This is a genomic window from Lentzea sp. NPDC092896 (genome assembly GCF_044754905.1).
Taxonomy (GTDB): Bacteria; Actinomycetota; Actinomycetes; order Mycobacteriales; family Pseudonocardiaceae; genus Lentzea.
The window spans coordinates 986,310-1,004,401 of sequence record NZ_JBIVPX010000002.1; the positions used below are offsets into that span (position 1 = coordinate 986,310).

Below are 18,092 nucleotides of genomic sequence, written 5' to 3' on the forward strand. Positions count from 1 at the left end.
CGAACCCGCTGCCTGCCGCCGACGTCGCGCTGAGTGCGTATCGCATTTTCTTTTGGGATTTTCCCAGATCTTGTGCTCGGTTGAAATTGTGGCAGAGGCAGAATCTGGCAATTACCCAGTCTCTTGTGTGGCGGAGCGATGATCTGTTCGCATTGGTCGCCGATCTGTATTGTGTGTCGTAGTAGCTTCGGTGGTGGTGCAGGTCGATCGGCCTCGAATCCCGGTTCTCTGATCGAAATGCGTTTGGCTGCATGAGCCCGATCTGAGTGAGGTGACGATGTGACCGGCACGTCGAAAGGTCCCTCGTCGACCTTGCAACCGGCGGGTGAGCAGGGCCTGCGGATCAACCTGCTCGGTTCGCTCGAGTGCTGGGCTGGGAGTCGCCGGATTCATCTCGGTGGCCCCGTGCAGGAACGGGTCATGGTCGCGCTGCTGCTCGACGCCGGGCAGGTCATGTCGGTCTCGCAGCTGGTCGACTTCGTGTGGGACGAGGAGCCTCCCGCCACCGCGACCCACCAGGTGCGCAAGGCGGTCGCGCGGCTGCGTCAGCTGATCCCTTCCGGCGGCGAGCTGATCCTGACCGAGGGACCGGGTTACCGGGTCGAGCTGCCGGTCGAGCAGCTGGATCTCAAGGTCTTCCTGGACCTGCTGGAGAAGGCGGGACGAGCGACCTCCCGGCAGAGCTGGGAGGAGGCCGCCAGTCACCTGCAGGCCGCGGTGGCCCTGCGGCGGGGCGAGGTGCTCGCGGGCAGCGGTGGCCAGGCGATCCGGACGGCGGAGGTCGCGCTCCGGGAACGCTATCTCGACGCCGTCGAACAGCTCACCGATCTGCGCCTGGCCCGCGGTGAGTCCAGGGAACTCGTGAGCGAGCTCCGGGAACACGTGGCAGCCAACCCGTTGCGGGAGAGGCTTCGCTCCCAGCTGATGCTGGCCCTCTACCGCTGCGGCCGGCAGGCGCACGCGCTCAACGAGTACCAGCAGCTCAGCCGGTTGCTGGTGGAGGAACTGGGAATCGACCCCGGCCGGGAGCTCTCCGCGCTGTACGAGCGCATTCTGCGCAACGACCCGGCGCTCGGTGCCCCTGGGCCGGTCGAGACCCCGGTGGCCGAGAGCGCGCCGCACCCCGTCGCGAAGGCGGTGCCCAGGACGGCCCTGCGCTCGTTGCCCTACGACCTCACGGACTTCATCGGCAGAGAGCCCGAACTGTCGGCCTTGCAGGAGATCCTCAGCGAACCGGCCGGCCAGGGGCCGCAGGTCGTCGCGATCGACGGAATGGGCGGCGTGGGCAAGACGTCGCTGGCCGTGCGCTTCGCGTACCTGGCGGCCGACCACTACCCGGACGGGCAGCTCGCCCTCGACCTCTGCGGCTACACCGCCGGTGGCGCGCCGGTGTCACCGGCGATCGCCGCGGAGAAGCTGCTGGGCATGCTCGGTGTGGAGACCGACGCCCTGCCCTCCGAGGCCGACGCGCGGATCGCCCTCTGGCGGACGATGACGACGGAGAGCCGGCTGCTCGTCCTGCTGGACAACGTCTGCGACGTCGCCCAGGTGCTGCCGTTGCTGCCGCAGAGCGGTCAGGCGCTGGTGCTGGTCACCAGCAGGACGCGGCTCATCGATCTCGACGGTGCGCACTGGATGACCCTGGGGACGATGACGAACGAGGACGGCGCCGCGATGGCGGCCCAGGTGCTGGGCGGTCGCCGGGCGGCGGCCGAACCCGAGGCGGTGGCCGAGCTCGTCGCACTGTGCGGTCACCTGCCGCTCGCGTTGCGGATCGCGCTCAGCCGCCTCGGCAACCGGCCTCGATGGCCGATCAGCTATCTCGTCGACCGCATGAGCGACGAGTCCCGGCTCCTGGACGAGCTCAAGTCCGGTGAGCGCGGTGTGGACCTGTCGCTGCGGATGTCCTACGAAGGTCTCGCGTCACGGCACCGCACCGCTTTCCGGATGCTCGGGGTGTGCCCGGGTCGCGACGTCGACGTCTACTCGTCGGCGGCACTGCTCGGCATGTCCGCGCTCAACGCGGAGGCCGTTCTCGAGGTGCTGCTCGACGCGCACATGCTGAAGCAGCACGAGATCGGCTGCTACACGTTCCACGACCTGGTGCGCAGTTTCGTTCGCCAGCTCACCCACGCGGAGAGCGGGGACGAGGTCCTGGCGGAGACGCGCGCCGCGTTCGCGCGCCTGCTCGAGTACTACGTGCGGGCCACCGACCACGCGTGCGACGTGTTGTTCCCCGGCAGGGCGGTGCTGCGGAGCACGCCGATCGCCGAGATGTTCGAGCTTCCCCCGATGTCCACCGGCGAGGCCGCCCGCAAGTGGACCTACCGCGAGCAGGCCACCTTGCGCGAGGCGCTCGTGCTGGCCCATGAGCGCGGGTTCGACAGCCAGGTCGCCCGGCTGGCGCGCAACGTCGTGTTCCTGCTGGACGCGGACGGGCTCTCCGAGGAGTTCGCCGAGGTGGCGCGGCTGGCCGTCATCTCCTCGCGGAAGGTCGGCGACGCCGAACTGCTGCGGTTCAGTCTCTCGAACCTGGCGGTGGCCAACTGGAAGCTCGGCCGGCTGGCGGCGGGAATCGAGGCCGTGTCGGAGGCGCTGGCCGTCGCGAAGGCGATGGACGACCGCAGGGGCGTGGCGAAGGACACCGGCGTGCTCGGCCTGCTCGTGCTCACGTCCGGGAAGCACGACGAGGCCAGGACGTTGCTGGAGGAGGCCATCCGCATCAAGCGGGAGCTGGGTGCCGGACGCGCGGAGGCGGAGTCGCTGGTCAACCTCGGCACCCTGCACGAGCAGCGGGGTGACTACGCCGAGGCCATCGCCGTCGGCGAGCGCGCCCTGCTGCTGAACCGCGAGCTCGGCGTGCAGGAGAACGAGGTCGTCACGCTCGCCTACCTCGCGATGACCCGTCTCGCGATGGGTGACGTGGCCGCGGCGGACGCACTGCTGGCCACCGCGCGCGATCTCACCCTGACCGCCGGGGTCCCCGGCGACATCGCGCTCGTGTACGTCCTTTCCGCACTGGTCGTCCACCGTCAGGGCCGCACGGCCGAGGCCCGGCAGTTCGCCGCGCTCGGGCTGGGGCTGGGGCATCAGAAGGTGCGGTGGACACCGCTGCGGACCATCGTCATCGACAACCTGGCGGCCCGTCTGCACAGAGCTCAGGCGGAACTGGCCGAGGCGTGGACTCTGCACGAGCGCGCGCTCGTGCTCGCCACCCGGATCGGTTGCCGCATCGAGGAAGCACGGGCACTCATCGGCCTGGCCGAGATCTGCGACCGGCGGGGAGAGACCGACCAGGCCCGTTCGCTCGAGCGGCGGGCGAACGCCCTGTTCGAAAGCCTTGGCGTTCCTCAGGACGCGCGCATCTGACGGTGCGCTCCCACCCGGATTTACAACGGGAACGGATTGGTATCCGCTGAAGGCATTCTGGCTCACAAGCAGGTGTCAACAGCTGATGTGGCCAGACTTCGTCGGGCCTCACCGATCTGCTGAGGAGCGCGACGATGAAGTGGCGGCACATGAGCACTCGGCCCGATGGGGCCGGAAACGCGAACCGGAGATGAGCGCGGACACACGGCTGCTGCTGTGTTTCCCGTCGGTGCCGCTTGCGCGCAAGGCAGTGCGGAGCGGGGTCGACCTGCGGCTGGTGATCGCGGAGCACGAGCGGCAGGCCTTCGCGATGCTCGCGGTGGACCAGACCGACGTGGTCGACCCGAACGACAGGAACGCCGTGACGAGGACCGTCGCGAGGGTCGTCCGGGACCACCACATCACGCACGTCCTCGCCTCGGACGGATTCCCTGCGGCACAAACGGTTCCGGACTCCGCCGGTGCCGCCCGCGTCCTCGCCGAGGACGACAGGCTCGCGGAGGTGCTGGCCACGAGCAGGTATCCGATGATCCGCCGCGCCACCGCCGCCGGTGAGGACATCGCCGAGGCCGTCGCCAGGATCGGCCTGCCCGTGGTGATCCGCTCGGGACGAGGCGAGGTCGTGCTGCGCCGCGATGCCGAGCTGGCGGAATGGCTGCACGGCGGCGATTCCGGGCCGGTCGAGATCGCGCAGTTCGTCGTCGGGCCCGAGGTCGTGATCACCACGCTGACCCTGGACGGCATGCACCGCGTCGTCGGGGTCACGTCGAAGTGGGCCACGGGTGGCGGGGTGCGGTACCTGCATCCGGCGGAGCCGGTCGAGGCCGTGTCCAGGGAGGCGCGGGCGACCGTCGCGGCCGTGCTCGACCTGGTGGGATATGAGTTCGGACCCGCGGAGACGACGCTCGTGCTGTCCGAACGGGGTCCCCGCGTCGTCAGCGTCGAGCCGGGATTCGGAACCAGGACGATCACCAGGCTCATCGAGATCGCGGCGGGCGTCGACGTGCAGACCGAACTCTTCCGGGCGCTCGCGGGCGGCCAGGTTCGTCCGTCGAGCGCCCGCTGGTTCGCGGGTGCGGAGCACGTCCGCTCGGCCACTGAGGGTGCTGTGCACGTGGTGGCCGAGGGGCCGACACCGGAAACCGTCGAGGCGCTGCTGGACCGCGCCCGAGGTGTCGCGCTCCTGACGGATTCGCCACCGGATTCCCGCAGATCCGGTCCTACCGCGTAGGTACTGAAGCGGTATCCCCGGAAGGAACGGATCGGGAACCACGGCTGCGACAGTGGTTTCAGTCGAGCGAACGGGAGTGACAAAATGCTGAAGAACTCAACTGCGAAGCGCATCGCCGCCATCACGCGCTTCACCGGAATGAGCCTGGGTGTCGCGGCCGTCATCGCTCTGGGCGGTCCGGACTCCGGGGTCGAGGGCCCCAACGCGGTGCCGTCGGCCGCATCCGCGCAGGTCGTCGGCGCCGGCGCCGTTCAGGTCGGAATGATCGCGGCCTGAGTCGCCGTCCTGCCCCGGTTCGTGGCCGATCCTTTCTGATCGGCGAAACAATTCTCAATTCAGACCGCGGTAGAGCCATGCCCGAAAACGGTCTGGCGACGTTGTTTCCGGCCGAATGAGCCGGTCTTCCTCCCCGCTTTCGGGGAGAACTCTTCTGAACTCACTGATCCGAGAAGCGGAGCAGCAATGCCTGTCACGCACGGAGGTGGCGTCGCGCTCTTCCCCGGCCAGGGAACCCAGGCCAAGGGGATGGGGGCGGGACTCTTCGACCGCTATCCCGAGGCCGTCTCGCTGGCGAGCGACGTCCTCGGCTACGACATCGAGCGGCTGTGCCTCGAAGACCCGGACGGCCGCCTCGACGACACGCGCTACACGCAGCCCGCGATCTTCGTGGTGAACGCACTGTCCTATTGGGACAGCGTCGATCGCGGCGAACCGCCGGCGGGCGTGCTGCTCGGGCACAGCCTGGGGGAGTACAACGCCTTGCTGGCCGCGAAGGCGTTCGACTTCGAGACCGGCCTGAAGCTGGTGGCGCAGCGGTCCGCGTTGATGGGGGCCGAGCGAGGCGGCGCGATGCTCGCCGTGGTGGGTGCATCGGTGCAGCGACTCGAAGAGCTGCTCGCCGAGAACGAGCTCACGACCCTGGACATCGCGAACCGCAACACCCCCACCCAGAACGTGCTCTCGGGCCCGGCCGCCGACATCGACCGTGCCCGCGAAGTCCTTGCGGAACAAGGTTTGCGCGTGGCCAAGGTGCGCGTGTCCGCGGCCTTCCACTCGCGGTACATGAAGCCGGCGCGGGAGGAGTTCGCGGCGTTCCTGCGCGGATTCCGGTTCGCACCGCTGGCCGGCACGGTGATCGCCAACGCCACCGCCCGGCCGTACCGCGACGGCGAGGTGGCGACAACGCTGTCAGCCCAGCTCGACGGCGCCGTGCGCTGGTCGGACAGCGTCCTCGCGGTGCTGCGCTCGCAGCCTGCGGCGCGATTTCGGGAAATCGGCGGAGAAGGAGTCCTGACCAGGATGGTGCGCCAGATCGAGACCGCGCCCGTTCCGCGGACGGCAACACCCCGGCGGGTGTTCGCCATCGCGTTCGCGGGTGGCGACGAGAACTCCTACCGGCCGCTGAACGAGCACCTCGGCGACATCGAGCTGGTGACGCTGGAACGGCCCGGTCGCGGGCGGCGGCACTCGACGCCACTCGTCACCGATCCCGACGCGCTCGTCGCGGATCTGACCGGCCAGCTGCGGGACCACCTGCGGGACAACGCCGGCGAACCGTTCGCCGTCTACGGCCACAGCCTCGGCGCCAGGCTCGCTTTCCGGGTGTGCCAGCAGCTCCGAGCCGAGGGCCTGCCCGCACCGGTGCGGCTGGTCGTCTCCGGCGAGTGCGGGCCGTCCGTGCCCAGCCGGGAGCGGGACACCTGGCAGCTGACCGGGGACGCCTTCTGGGCACACCTCGACGAGCTCGGCGGCGTGCCCCAGCAGCTGCGCCAGTACGAGGACCTCATGGCGCACTACGAACGCGTGCTGCGCGCGGACTTCACCGTGCTCGGCCGGTACCGCCACCCGCACGAGGCGCCGCTGGACGTGCCGATCACGGTCGTCACCGGCGACCTCGAACCGTTCACCGAAGCGGACATCGTCGCGTGGCAACGAGAAACCACCGAACCACTGGTCCGTCACCGACTGCCGGGCGACCACTTCTTCATCCGCGCCCACTGGCCTGAACTGGCTCACCTGATCGAAGGAGCAACCCCATGACCGCCGAGCTGACCGCGGAGCTGAAGAGCTACCTCGAGAACGAGGCGCTGTTCACCTTCGGAGAAGAGATCACCGAGGACACCGACCTGTTCAAGGCAGGGGTGCTCGACTCGTTCGGCTACATCTCGCTGATGAACCACGTGCAGCAGAGCTACGGCGTCGAGCTGGGTGAGCAGGTGCTCGACGAGGTGCTGGTCTCGCTCAACGCGATCGTGAAGTTCGTCGAGGCCCACGTGCTGTCCGTCGTGGACGGTCGGTGACCGGGGATGTGTGGAATCGCAGGCGCCTACGCGGGCGCCCACCGGATCTCCGGTCATCAGGACCTGATCGCGGGGATGCTGCGCCAGATCGAGCACCGCGGCCCTGACGAGGCCGGGTGCTACCTGGACGACCGCCTCGTGATGGGCACGGTCCGCCTGAGCATCATCGACCTCAGCCACGGTTCGCAGCCGGTCGGCAGCGAGGACGGCCGGTGGTGGCTCTGCTACAACGGCGAGCTCTACAACTACCGCGAGCTGCGCGCGGAACTGCGCCGGCTCGGCGTGCGCTTCCGCACGGACTCCGACACGGAGGTCGTGCTCCAGGCGTGGATCACCTGGGGACGTGACTGCCTGCGGAGGTTCAACGGCGCGTTCGGTTTCTCCGTCTACGACTCGCTGACGGGCGAACTCACGCTCGTGCGCGACCGGTTCGGCAAGCGCCCGCTGTTCGTCGCGCGACACGAGGGGAAGTGGCTTTTCGCCTCCGAGATGAAGGCGTTCCTGGCCGTTCCCGGATTCCGGTTCTCCTTCGACTCCGAGCAGCTCGCGTCGATCTTCGCGACCTGGACGCCGCTGCCGGACCAGAGCGGGTACCGCGGCGTCGAGCAGATCCCGATGGGCGAGTTCCTGTGCCTGCGCGGTGACGAGGTCGAACGAGGCCGCTGGGCCCCGCTCGACCTGGAGCCGGGTCTGCCGCCGGACTCGGAAGAGGACGCGATCGAGCTGGTGCGGGCGGAGCTGACCGCGGCGGTCGACGTGCGGCTGCGCAGCGACGTCGAGGTCGGTGTCTACGTCTCCGGCGGGCTCGACTCGTCGATCATCGCCCACCTGGCGGCCGGACGGCAGCAGCACCCGCTGCGGACGTTCTCGATCGAGTTCGACGACGCCCAGTTCGACGAGTCGGCAGAGCAGGCGGCGGTCACCGCGGACCTCGGCACCCACCACCAGTCCGTGCGCGTGCGGGACGACGACGTGGTGCAGGCGTTCCCGGCCGCGGTCAGGCACGCGGAGGTGCCCGCGTTCCGGACCGCTTTCGTGCCGATGTACCTGCTCGCCGAGAAGGTGCGCGAGGCCGGCATCAAGGTGGTGCTGAGCGGCGAGGGCGCGGACGAGGCGTTCCTCGGGTACGGCATCTTCAAGGACGCGTTGCTGCTCGACTCCTGGCACGACCTCGACGAGCAGGCCCGCCTCGAGCGGATCTCGCGGATCTACCCGTACCTCCCGCACTTCTCCGGGGAGAACGCGCCGCGGCGGATGCTGGGGCTGTACCAGCAGTTCACCGAGGAGCACCTGACCGGACTGTTCTCGCACCAGATGCGGTTCCAGAACGGCAGGTTCGCCGCACGTCTGCTGCGCGGCGCCACCGAGCCGTTCGCCGCGGCGCAGCGGATGGTCGCGGCCGAACCGGACTACGCGGAGCTCGACGCCGTGCGCAAGGCGCAGTGGCTGGAGTTCCGCACGCTGCTGTCCGGCTACCTGCTCTCCACCCAGGGCGACCGGATGGCGCTGGCCCACGGCGTCGAGAACCGCTGCCCGTTCCTCGACCCTGCGGTCGTGGAGCTGGCCGCGTCGCTCAACCACCGCTTCGGCGACCCGTTCGACGAGAAGTACCTCCTCAAGCGCGCTTTCGCCGACGTGCTCCCGAAAAAGGTCATCGACAAGGGCAAGTTCCCCTACCGCGCGACCGACGGCGCGGCCTTCGTGCGTGCCTGGCCGGAGTTCCGCGACGTCCTCACCGACCCCACCACGCTCGACGCGATCGGCGTGCTCGACCCGCGGTTCACCCGCGCACTGGTCGACCGCGTCTTCACCAGTCCCGCCGAACGGATCGGGACCAAGGAGAACCAGGCCTTCACGCTGCTGGCCTCCCTGCACTGGCTGCACCACTGGTTCGTCCGCGGGCAGGCGTTCGACGCCTCGCCCCTGCGCGCCGGGCTGCACGTGGTCGATCGCCGCACGAGCGCGCTGCCGGCCGGACACGGCCAGGAATAGACGAGGAACTTCCATGACACAGCACACTTCCGGCGCGCAGGACACCGCGATCGCGGTCGTCGGACAGGCACTGAGGCTGCCCGGTGCGCGCAACGCCGACGAGTTCTGGGCGAACCTCGAACAGGGTCGCTCACTGATCAGCGAGGTGCCGGAGAAGCGGTGGCGCGCCGCGGACTTCGCGGGCGACCCGCGCCGCGACGGCGACAAGACGGCCAGCGTCTGGGGCGGTTTCGTCGACGACGTCGAGTGCTTCGACGCCGACTTCTTCAGCATCTCCCCGCGCGAGGCGCGGCTGATGGACCCGCAGCAGCGGCTGGCCCTCGAACTGAGCTGGCACGCCGTCGAGGACGCGGGCTACCGCGCCGACCGGCTGGCGGGTTCGCGCACCGGGGTGTTCATGGGGGTGTGTCACTGGGACTACGCCGAACTGGTCGAGCAGGAGCTCGCCACGATCGACGCGTACTACCCGACGGGTGCGGCCTACGCGGTCATCGCCAACCGCGTCTCGCACTTCTTCGACTTCCGCGGCCCGAGCGTCGTCAACGACACCGCGTGCGCCAGTTCGCTGGTGTCGGTGCAGCAGGCCGTGCAGGCGCTGCAGTCGGGTGACTGCGACCAGGCGCTGGCGGGCGGCGTCAACCTGGTGTGGTCGCCGCGGCACTTCGTCGCGTTCAGCAAGGCGGGCATGCTCTCCCCGGCCGGCCGGAGCAAGGTCTTCGACGCGGGCGCCAACGGGTACGTGCGAGGCGAGGGCGGTGGCGTCCTGCTGCTCAAGCGGCTCTCCGACGCGCTCAGGGACGGCGACGCGGTGCACGCGGTCGTGCGCGGCATCGGCAGCAACCACGGCGGTCGCACCAGCTCGCTCACCGTCACGAATCCCGACGCGCAGGCGGACCTGATCGTCGACACCTACCGCCGGGCCGGGATCGACCCGGCGTCGGTGAGCTACATCGAGGCGCACGGCACGGGAACGCCGGTCGGCGACCCGATCGAGGTGCGGGGTCTGAAGAAGGCGTTCGCCGAGCTCGGCGACTCGGGGGAGGCTCAGCACTGCGGCCTCGGCTCGGTCAAGACGAACATCGGGCACCTCGAAGGCGCGGCCGGCGTGGCCGGTCTGCTCAAGGTCATCGCTTCGATGAAGCACGGTCGTTTGCCGGCCACGGTCGGATTCGAGCGCCTCAACCCGCTGATCAGCCTGACCGGGTCGCCTTTCCACGTCGTCGAGACGCTGTCCGAGTGGACCGCCCCCGAGGGGGAGCCGCTGCGGGCAGGGGTGAGCTCGTTCGGGTTCGCGGGCACCAACGCGCACGCCGTGCTGGAGTCCGTTCCCGCTGCCGAGCCGACGGCACCGTCCTCAGTGGACGAGTGGCTGCCGGTGTCGGCCTGGGACGAGGACCGGCTGCGCGAGACGTGCGCCGATCTGGCGGCGTGGGCGCGCACCCGGCTGATGGAGGACGTGCCGCCCTCGTTGACCGACATCGCCCACACGCTGCGGCACGGACGTGTGCCGTTGCCCGTGCGAGCGGCCTTCCACGCGCGAGACCTGGCCGACTGGGCCGAGCAGCTCGAAGCGTTCGCGGAGAACGGCGAGCTGCGCGGGAACAGCGTGCGGGGACAGGCGGAGGACGAGCAGACCGCCGTGCTCGACGAGGACGACCTGACGGACCTGATCGCTGTCTGGCTTGAACAGGGCCGCACGGAGAAGTTCGTCCGTGCCTGGGTGCGGGGCCTCCCGGCCGACTGGTCGGCGTGGCCCGCGACCGGCAGGCGGATCCACCTGCCCGGCTACGCGTTCGCGCGCACGCCCTACTGGTTCCGGCCCCTGGAGGCCGCCGGTCACCCGTCGCTCGGGGCCGGCGAGGAGGAGAACGGCCGCTGGACCTTCCCGCTGACCTTCGAGGCCGGCCAGGACGTCATCCGCGACCACGTGGTGAACGGCGTTCCGGTCGTTCCGGGTGTCGCGGTGCTCGGTCTGGTGCTCGCCGCCGCCGAACGGATCGGCGGGATCGAGGTGCCGAGCGTGCGCAACGTCGGTTGGCTCCGGCCGCTGGCGGTCACGGGGGAGCGGCTGGTCGTGCGGCTGCGGCTGGAACCGCGGGACGGCGGTTTCGGCTTCACGGTTCTCGACGACGCCGGGAACCGCTACACCACCGGACATCTGACCGCGGGTCAGGCCGGTGGCGAGACCGCAGGGGAGCTCTCCGCCCGGTTCCCGCGTCCGGTCGACGTCGACCGCGGGTATGCGGCACTGCGCGCCAGCGGGATCGAGCACGGGCCCGCGTTGCGCGGCCTGGCAGAGGTGTCGCGCGGTGAGGAGGGTGTGCTCGCCCGGATCGAGGTGCCCGCTGTGGCCGCGTCCGGCTGGCTGCTGCACCCGGTCGTGCTGGACAGCGCGCTGCAGGCCGTTCTCGCCCTGGGCGCGGACGAGTCGGGCTGGCGCAACCCCGACGCGGTGGCCGTTCCGTTCGCACTCGACGAGCTGACGCTGCTGGCGCCGGTCGGGCGGATCACGCACGCCGTGCTGCGTGCCGCCGGTGACTCCAAAGTGGACCTGGACGTGTTCGGCGAGCACGGGACGTTGTGCGCCCGGCTGCGCGGCTACACGCATCGCCCGCTCGCGGCCAAGAAGTCCGACGTGGCCAAGACAGCCGAGGCAGCCAAGAAGTCCGAGGCAGCCAAGAAGCCCGAGGCAGCTGAGCCGGTGGACGGCACCCTCGTCGAGGCGCACCAGGTGTGGCGTGCCGCCGAGCCCGTGACCGGGAGCGCGTCCGCCGGACCGCTCGTCGTGCTCGACGCGGTGCTGGGGCAGGGCGTCGCCGGACTCGACGCCGAGATCCTGCCGCTGCCCAGGGAACTCGCCGACGACCCCGCGGACTCCGCGAAGGCCGTGTTCGACGCGTGCTATCTGCACCTGCGGTCTCTGCTCGACCGTCCTGGACCGGCCGGGCGGACGGTGGTCGTCGTCGCACCGGGTCGCCAGGACGACCCCGTGTTCGCGCCGCTCGCCGCGGTGCTGAAGTCGCTGCACAAGGAGAATCCGGCCGTTCGCGGCAAGCTCGTCCTGGTCGACGGCCCGGTCGATGCCGCGCGGTTCGAGAAGATCGTGCGCGCCGAGGCCGGTTCCGACGACGTGGAGGTCGCCTACGACGTCTCGGGTGGTCGCCTGACCCGTGAGACGGAGGAACTGCCGGTCACCGCTGGTGGCGAGTCGCTGCTGCGCGACGGCGGTGTCTACTGGATCACCGGTGGCGCGGGTGGCATCGGCCGCCTGATCGCTGCGCACCTGAGCACCCGGTACGGCGCGACCGTCGTGCTGAGCGGACGGTCCAGGAGCGCGGAGATCGCCGATCTGGGCGACCGCGTCGCCTACCAACAGGCTGACGTGACCGACTCGGTGAGCGTGCGTGCCGCCGCGAGCGCGATCAGCGAGCGCTTCGGCCGCCTCGACGGCATCTTCCACGCCGCCGGTGTGCTCGACGACGGCTATCTCGTGAAGACCCCGCTGGAGACCACCGCGCCGGTGCTGGCTCCCAAGCTGGCCGGCACCGCGCACCTCGACGAGGTGTGCCGCGAACACGGCGTCGGCTTCCTGCTGGTGTTCGGGTCGGTCGCGGGTGCGTTCGGCGGCGCGGCCCAGACCGGGTACGCGGCGGCGAACGCCTTCCTGGACGCGTGGGCCGCGCGGTCGTCCGGCCACGTCGTCCGAGCTGTCGACTGGCCGCTGTGGGCCGAGGGCGGCATGCGCGTCGACCCGGCGACCGAGGCCTATCTGCGCAAGACGACGGGCACCGTCCCGTTGCCGACCGCCGCCGCACTTGGCGCGCTGGAACGAGCGTTGGGCGTGGAGGCTCCCTCGCAGCGCATCGTGATGTACGGCGACGCGCCGAAGCTCCGCCGCTACGCGGGTCTGATCAAGGACGCACCCGTCCGGCAGCCCGCGCCCAAGGCCGCCGTGAAGTCCGAAATGGACGATCGAACGCTGAGCACTCGCACCGAGGAGCACCTGCGGCGGTTGTTCGCCGAGCTGACCGGTCAGGTACCGGAGCGCATCCGGGCCGACCAGAAGCTGGAGCGCTACGGCATCGACTCGCTCGTCATCGTGGACGTGACCAGCCGGCTGGAGGACGACTTCGGGTCGTTGCCGAAGACGTTGTTCTTCGAGCACGTGGACCTGCGCGGGGTGGCGGGGTATCTCCTCGCCGAGCACCGGTCGCGGCTCGTCGAGCTGTTCGGACCGGCGGAGCCGCAGGTGCCGGAGCCCGAGCTCGCGCAGGAGCCGGAGGTGTTGCCGGAACCGGTGACCGCTCCCGTGCCCGTCGCGCGGGTCGAGACCGTCGAACGACCGCGAGCCGAGCACGGCGACCACGACATCGCGGTGATCGGCATGTCCGGCCGCTATCCCGGCGCGGACACGCTCGACGAGTTCTGGGAGCTGCTCAGCGAGGGCAGGCACAGCTTCGAGGCACCGCCTCAGGACCGCTGGCGCCAGCAGGACATCTACTACGGCGAACGCGACGTGCCGGGCAAGTCCGTGGTCAAGTCGGGGACGTTCCTGCGCGACATCGACGCGTTCGACCCGCGCTACTTCTCCCTCTCCCAGCGGCAGGCCGAGCTGCTCTCACCCGAGGTGCGGCTGCTGCTGCAGGCGGGCGTCACGGCGCTGGAGGACGCGGGCTACTCCCGCGAGACGATCCAGCGCCGGTACCAGGGCGACGTCGGCGTGCTGGTCGGGTCGATGAACAACAGCTACTCGCTGTACGGCTTCCAGAACATGCTCCAGCGCGGCACGGCCACTAGCGGCAGCGAGATCGGCGTGTTCGCGAACATGCTGTCGTACTTCTACGGCTTCACCGGGCCGTCGATGTTCCTCGACACGATGTGCGCCTCGTCGTCCACCTGCGTGCACCAGGCCGTGCGGATGCTGCGGGCCGGCGAGTGCCGGATGGCCGTCGTCGGCGGCGTCAACCTGATGCTGCACCCCTACGACCTGATCGGCACCTCCCAGGCCCACTTCACCAGCAAGACCGCCGACCTGTTGCGCAGCTACGGCATCGGCACGGACGGCACGGTGCTCGGTGAGGGCGTCGGCATGGTCGTGCTCAAGCCGCTCGCCGAGGCCGTGGCCGACGGGGACCACGTGTACGGCGTGATCCGGGGCAGCGGCATGACCAACGCGGGCGTGCGCAACGGGTTCACCGTGCCCAGCCCGGTGCAGCAGGGCCGTGCCATCGAGAAGGCGCTGGACGACGCGGGCGTGGACGCCCGCACGATCAGTTACCTCGAAGGCCACGGGTCGGCGACGTCGCTGGGCGACCCGATCGAGATTCGGGGCGCCACCAGCGCGTTCCGCCGCGACACCGCCGACAAGGGCTTCTGCGCGCTCGGCTCGGTGAAGTCCAACGTCGCCCACCTGCTGTCGGGATCGGGAATCGTCGGCCTCACGAAGGTGCTGTTGCAGCTCAAGCACCAGACGATCGTGAAGTCGCTGCACTCCGAGACCCTCAGCCCGGCCATCGACTTCGCCGAGACGCCGTTCGTCGTGCAGCACGAGCGCACCGAGTGGGCACGTCCCGTGCTCGACGGGCAGACCGTGCCCAGGCGCGCCGGTGTCACGTCGATCGGGGCCGGCGGCGCGAACGTGCACATCGTCGTGGAGGAGCACGACGCAGTGGCCCAGCCGCCGGCGGAGTCCGGACTGCCACGCCTGATCGTCTGCTCGGCGGCCACTCCGCAGGCGCTGGGACGCGTGCTGCGCGACCTGCACGCGCACGTGGTGGCGTCGCGTCCTGGGTTGGACGGTCTTGCCTTCACGTTGCAGACGGGCAAGAACGAGATGTCCTCCCGCATCGCGTTCGTCGCCGCGGACGTCGACGCCGTCGCGTCGAAGCTCGCCGCCCTGTCCGAAGTGGACTGGACGAGCCCGGTCGTGCCCGCCGGCGTGTGGTTCGTGCCGAGCACGATGGGCGTGACCGATCCGCCGGACGAGGCGGACGCGGAGAAGGCGCTCAGCGGGACGGATCTCGGTGCGCTCGCGGCTGTCTGGACCGCCGGCGCGGCCGTCGACTGGGACGTGCTGTGGCCGCAGGCTGAGAGGCCCGCGAAGCTGTCGCTGCCCGGTTACCCGTTCGAGCAGGTTCGGTGCTGGTACCCGGAGTTCGACGACGCGCCGAGCGTGCTGAACCCCATCGCGTTCGCGCGGCGGGCCCACCCGTGGGTCGGCGTCAACGAGTCGGACCTGGACGGCGTTCGCTACCGGCTCGCGCTGCGCGGCGACGAACTGCTCGACTACGTCTACTCGGTGCGGCGCGAGAAGCGCTACGCCACGGTCGCGCTGCTGGACGGCGCGCTCGCGTTCGCCGAGGTCGCGGGCCTCGGTGACGGCTGGGCCGTGCGCGATGCGCGCTGGGCCGCGCTGCCCGATCCGTCTCAGGAGCAGGTGCTCACCTGGAAACTCGGCTCGAGCCGCGCAGAACTACATGACGCCGACGGCACCGTCGTGTTCGGCGCCGACCTCGTCGCTGCCACGGAACCGTTGCGGCAGAACGACTCCGTGATCGAAACGCCACTGTCGCTGGACGAGCAGGGGTTCTACGCGAAGCTCGGTGAGCTCGGCGTGGACACCCGGCCCTACGCCGGGGTGGTCGAAGGAGTCGCGGAGATCGGCGGACGGCTGCTCGTCCGCGTCGCGGAACCCGCGCTGTCCCAGGATCCCCACAAGCGGCGCGTCCGGATTCCGGCCTGGGTGCTCAACGGGCTGGTGCAGGGCGTGCAGTACCTCACCTCGGACGCCGACGCGACCGTCGTGAAGGTGCGTTCGGCGGAGGGCGCGAACCTCGGCCGAACCAGGGCGATCGTGCTGGAGGGCAAGGGTTCCGAGTTCGACGTGCGGTTGCTCGACGAGACCGGCGCCGTGCTCGGCCGGTGGGAGGGCGTGGAGTTCGGCAACGCGCCGGCCGCGGTGACGGACGCGAAAGACGGCCCGGACCGGGACCGCCTGACCGCCCAGGTCCGCGAGACCGTCGCCGCGCTGCTCAAGACCGACCCGGCCGACATCGACCTCGACACGCACTTCCCGGCGTTCGGCTTCGAGTCGATCAGCCTCGCCTCGCTCGCCCAGGAACTCGGCGGCAGGCTCGGCATCGACCTGAGTCCGGCGGTGTTCTTCCAGCACCCCAACATCCGCGGGCTGGTCGGCAGGCTGGCCGAGGAGGTCGGGACGTCCGCTCCGGCGGGGCTCGTTCCCGCTGTGCCGTCGTCGCTTCCCCAGGCCCTTCCGGCGGCGCTGCCTCCGGTCGAGCAGGAGACCGGCGCCGTCGCGATCATCGGTGTCGCAGGCAGGTTCCCCGGTGCGGACGATCCGGACGCCCTGTGGGAACGGGTTCGTGAAGGCGCGAATCTCGTCTCGTCGTATCCGGCTGACCGGTTCGACGGCCGTTACGCCGATGTCGTGGCACGCGCGGACTTCCCGAAGTACGCGGGGTTGATCGACGGCGTCGACCGGTTCGACGCGAGCTTCTTCTCGTTGTCCCGCCTGGAAGCCGAACTCATGGACCCGCAGCAACGGCTCGCGCTGGAGACGGTGTGGACCGCGCTGGAGAACGCGGGGTACTCGCCCGCACGACTGCCCGAGGACACCGGCGTGTTCTTCGGTGTGTCCGGTACGGACTACCACCACCTGCTCAACGCGAGTGGTGTCGAGCCGGACGGTTACACGGCGACCGGCAACTCGCATGCGGTGCTGGCGAACAGGATCTCGTTCCTGCTCGACGTCCGGGGACCCAGCGAGCCGATCGACACCGCGTGCTCCAGTTCGTTGGTGGCGCTGCACCGCGCGGTCGAGAGCATTCGGTCCGGGCGTTGCGCCATGGCGTTGGCCGGCGGAGTCAACCTCCTGCTGAGCGTCGACACGTTCGTTTCGACGCAGGCCGCCGGAATGCTCAGCCCCGACGGACGGTGCAAGACCTTCGCCGCGGACGCTGACGGATATGTCCGTGCGGAAGGCGTGGCGGCGGTGCTGCTCAAGCCGCTGGCCGCGGCACTGCGCGACGGGGACACCGTTCACGGCGTCGTGCTCGGTACGGCGGAGAACCACGGAGGCCGGGCGGCCACGCTCACCGCTCCCAACGCCTCGGCGCAGGCCGAGGTGATCCAGGCGGCCATGCGCGGCATCGACCCGGACAGCATCGGGTACGTCGAGGCGCACGGAACGGGCACCGCACTGGGTGACCCGGTCGAGGTCGACGCGCTCACCACCGCCTACCGCAAGCTCGGCGGCTCGGCCACGCGTCCTCTCGGCGCGGTGAAGGCGAACATCGGCCACGCCGAGGCGGCGGCCGGCCTCGCGGGTGTGGTGAAGGTGTTGCGGCAGATGGAACACCGCGAACTGCCGGCCGGACCGCACCTCGACCAGCTGAACCCGCACCTGAAGCTCGACGGCAGCGGTTTCGAGGTCCTGCGCGAGTCGCGGTCCTGGCAGCCGAAGACCGACGCTTCCGGCAGCGAGGTGCCGTTGCGCGCCGGTGTCAGCAGTTTCGGGTTCGGCGGGGTCAACGCCCACGTCGTCCTGGAGGCACCGCCGTCACGACCGGAACCTGGCTCCACTGCTGGGCCACAGGCGATCGTCCTCTCGGCCCGTGACGCGGATCGGCTGGCGGCTCGTGCCCGGGACCTGCGCGCCTTCCTCGGTGAGAACTCGCCGTCGCTCGCGGACCTGGCTTTCACCCTGCAGGTCGGCAGGGAGGAGATGGAGCACCGGCTGGGCTTCGTCGCCTCTGACGTCGCGTCGGTCGTCGCCGCGCTTGACGCTTTCCTCTCGGGCGGTGGCGGCCTGCACACCGGGAGCCTGCGCCGGGCGCGTGGTGCGGCCGTGCGTCGTGACCGCGAAACGGAGCCGGAAGTCGCTGCTGCCTTGCAGAGCGGTGATCTGGGCCGGGTGCTCGCGCTGTGGTGCGAAGGCCGTGCGGTCGACTGGGCGAGCCTGCATCCGTCCGGTGAACGGCGAGTGCTGCCGTTGCCCACCTATCCCTTCGCCCGCGAGCGCTACTGGGTGCCGGAGACGAGCGCTCCGCAACCCCCGGCCGTGCCCGTGACGGTGATCGCGCCCCCTTCCTTCGACATCGGTGCTCGTGCCGCACTGCTGGAAGCGGTCCTGGCCAACCGGGAGGTTCCCGATGCGCTCGCCTGAGCCCACCTCGTTCTCG

The 18,092-nt window shown here is 70.2% G+C and carries 7 protein-coding genes; all 7 read left to right on the top strand.

All coding sequences use genetic code 11. The features are described from left to right. The first annotated feature begins 279 nt into the window (after positions 1-279). Entirely contained in the window at positions 280-3,369 is a 3,090-nt protein-coding gene (locus tag ACIQF0_RS15575) for a BTAD domain-containing putative transcriptional regulator (RefSeq protein WP_401029868.1), read from the top strand. 190 nt (positions 3,370-3,559) lie between these two features. Then, on the top strand, positions 3,560-4,600 hold the full coding sequence (locus ACIQF0_RS15580; protein ID WP_401029871.1) for a hypothetical protein: 1,041 nt from the start codon (positions 3,560-3,562) through the stop codon (positions 4,598-4,600). An 84-nt stretch (positions 4,601-4,684) separates the two neighbouring features. Further along, the gene (locus ACIQF0_RS15585; protein WP_401029874.1) at positions 4,685-4,876 is read left to right on the top strand and encodes a hypothetical protein; all 192 of its coding nucleotides are present in this window, start codon (positions 4,685-4,687) and stop codon (positions 4,874-4,876) included. A gap of 186 nt (positions 4,877-5,062) precedes the next feature. Further along, positions 5,063-6,640 carry a thioesterase domain-containing protein gene (locus ACIQF0_RS15590; protein ID WP_401029877.1) on the top strand — a complete coding sequence of 526 codons (1,578 nt, stop codon included), beginning with the start codon at positions 5,063-5,065 and terminating at the stop codon, positions 6,638-6,640. Beyond that, on the top strand, positions 6,637-6,900 hold the full coding sequence (locus tag ACIQF0_RS15595) for an acyl carrier protein (protein WP_401029880.1): 264 nt from the start codon (positions 6,637-6,639) through the stop codon (positions 6,898-6,900). Before ACIQF0_RS15590 ends, ACIQF0_RS15595 begins: the two co-directional genes overlap by 4 nt. A 6-nt stretch (positions 6,901-6,906) precedes the next feature. Beyond that, positions 6,907-8,892 carry an asparagine synthase (glutamine-hydrolyzing) gene (gene asnB / locus ACIQF0_RS15600; RefSeq protein WP_401029883.1) on the top strand — a complete coding sequence of 662 codons (1,986 nt, stop codon included), beginning with the start codon at positions 6,907-6,909 and terminating at the stop codon, positions 8,890-8,892. Between the two features lie 13 nt (positions 8,893-8,905). Beyond that, the gene (locus tag ACIQF0_RS15605; protein ID WP_401029886.1) at positions 8,906-18,076 is read left to right on the top strand and encodes an SDR family NAD(P)-dependent oxidoreductase; all 9,171 of its coding nucleotides are present in this window, start codon (positions 8,906-8,908) and stop codon (positions 18,074-18,076) included. Positions 18,077-18,092: the final 16 nt, after the last annotated feature.

Excerpts from the sequence above, each read along its gene's own strand:
- ACIQF0_RS15580 (WP_401029871.1), top strand. The coding sequence starts at position 3,560 with ATGAGCGCGGACACACGGCTGCTGCTGTGTTTCCCGTCGGTGCCGCTT.
- ACIQF0_RS15585 (WP_401029874.1), top strand. The coding sequence starts at position 4,685 with ATGCTGAAGAACTCAACTGCGAAGCGCATCGCCGCCATCACGCGCTTC.
- ACIQF0_RS15590 (WP_401029877.1), top strand. The coding sequence starts at position 5,063 with ATGCCTGTCACGCACGGAGGTGGCGTCGCGCTCTTCCCCGGCCAGGGA.
- ACIQF0_RS15595 (WP_401029880.1), top strand. The coding sequence starts at position 6,637 with ATGACCGCCGAGCTGACCGCGGAGCTGAAGAGCTACCTCGAGAACGAG.
- asnB (WP_401029883.1), top strand. The coding sequence starts at position 6,907 with ATGTGTGGAATCGCAGGCGCCTACGCGGGCGCCCACCGGATCTCCGGT.
- ACIQF0_RS15605 (WP_401029886.1), top strand. The coding sequence starts at position 8,906 with ATGACACAGCACACTTCCGGCGCGCAGGACACCGCGATCGCGGTCGTC.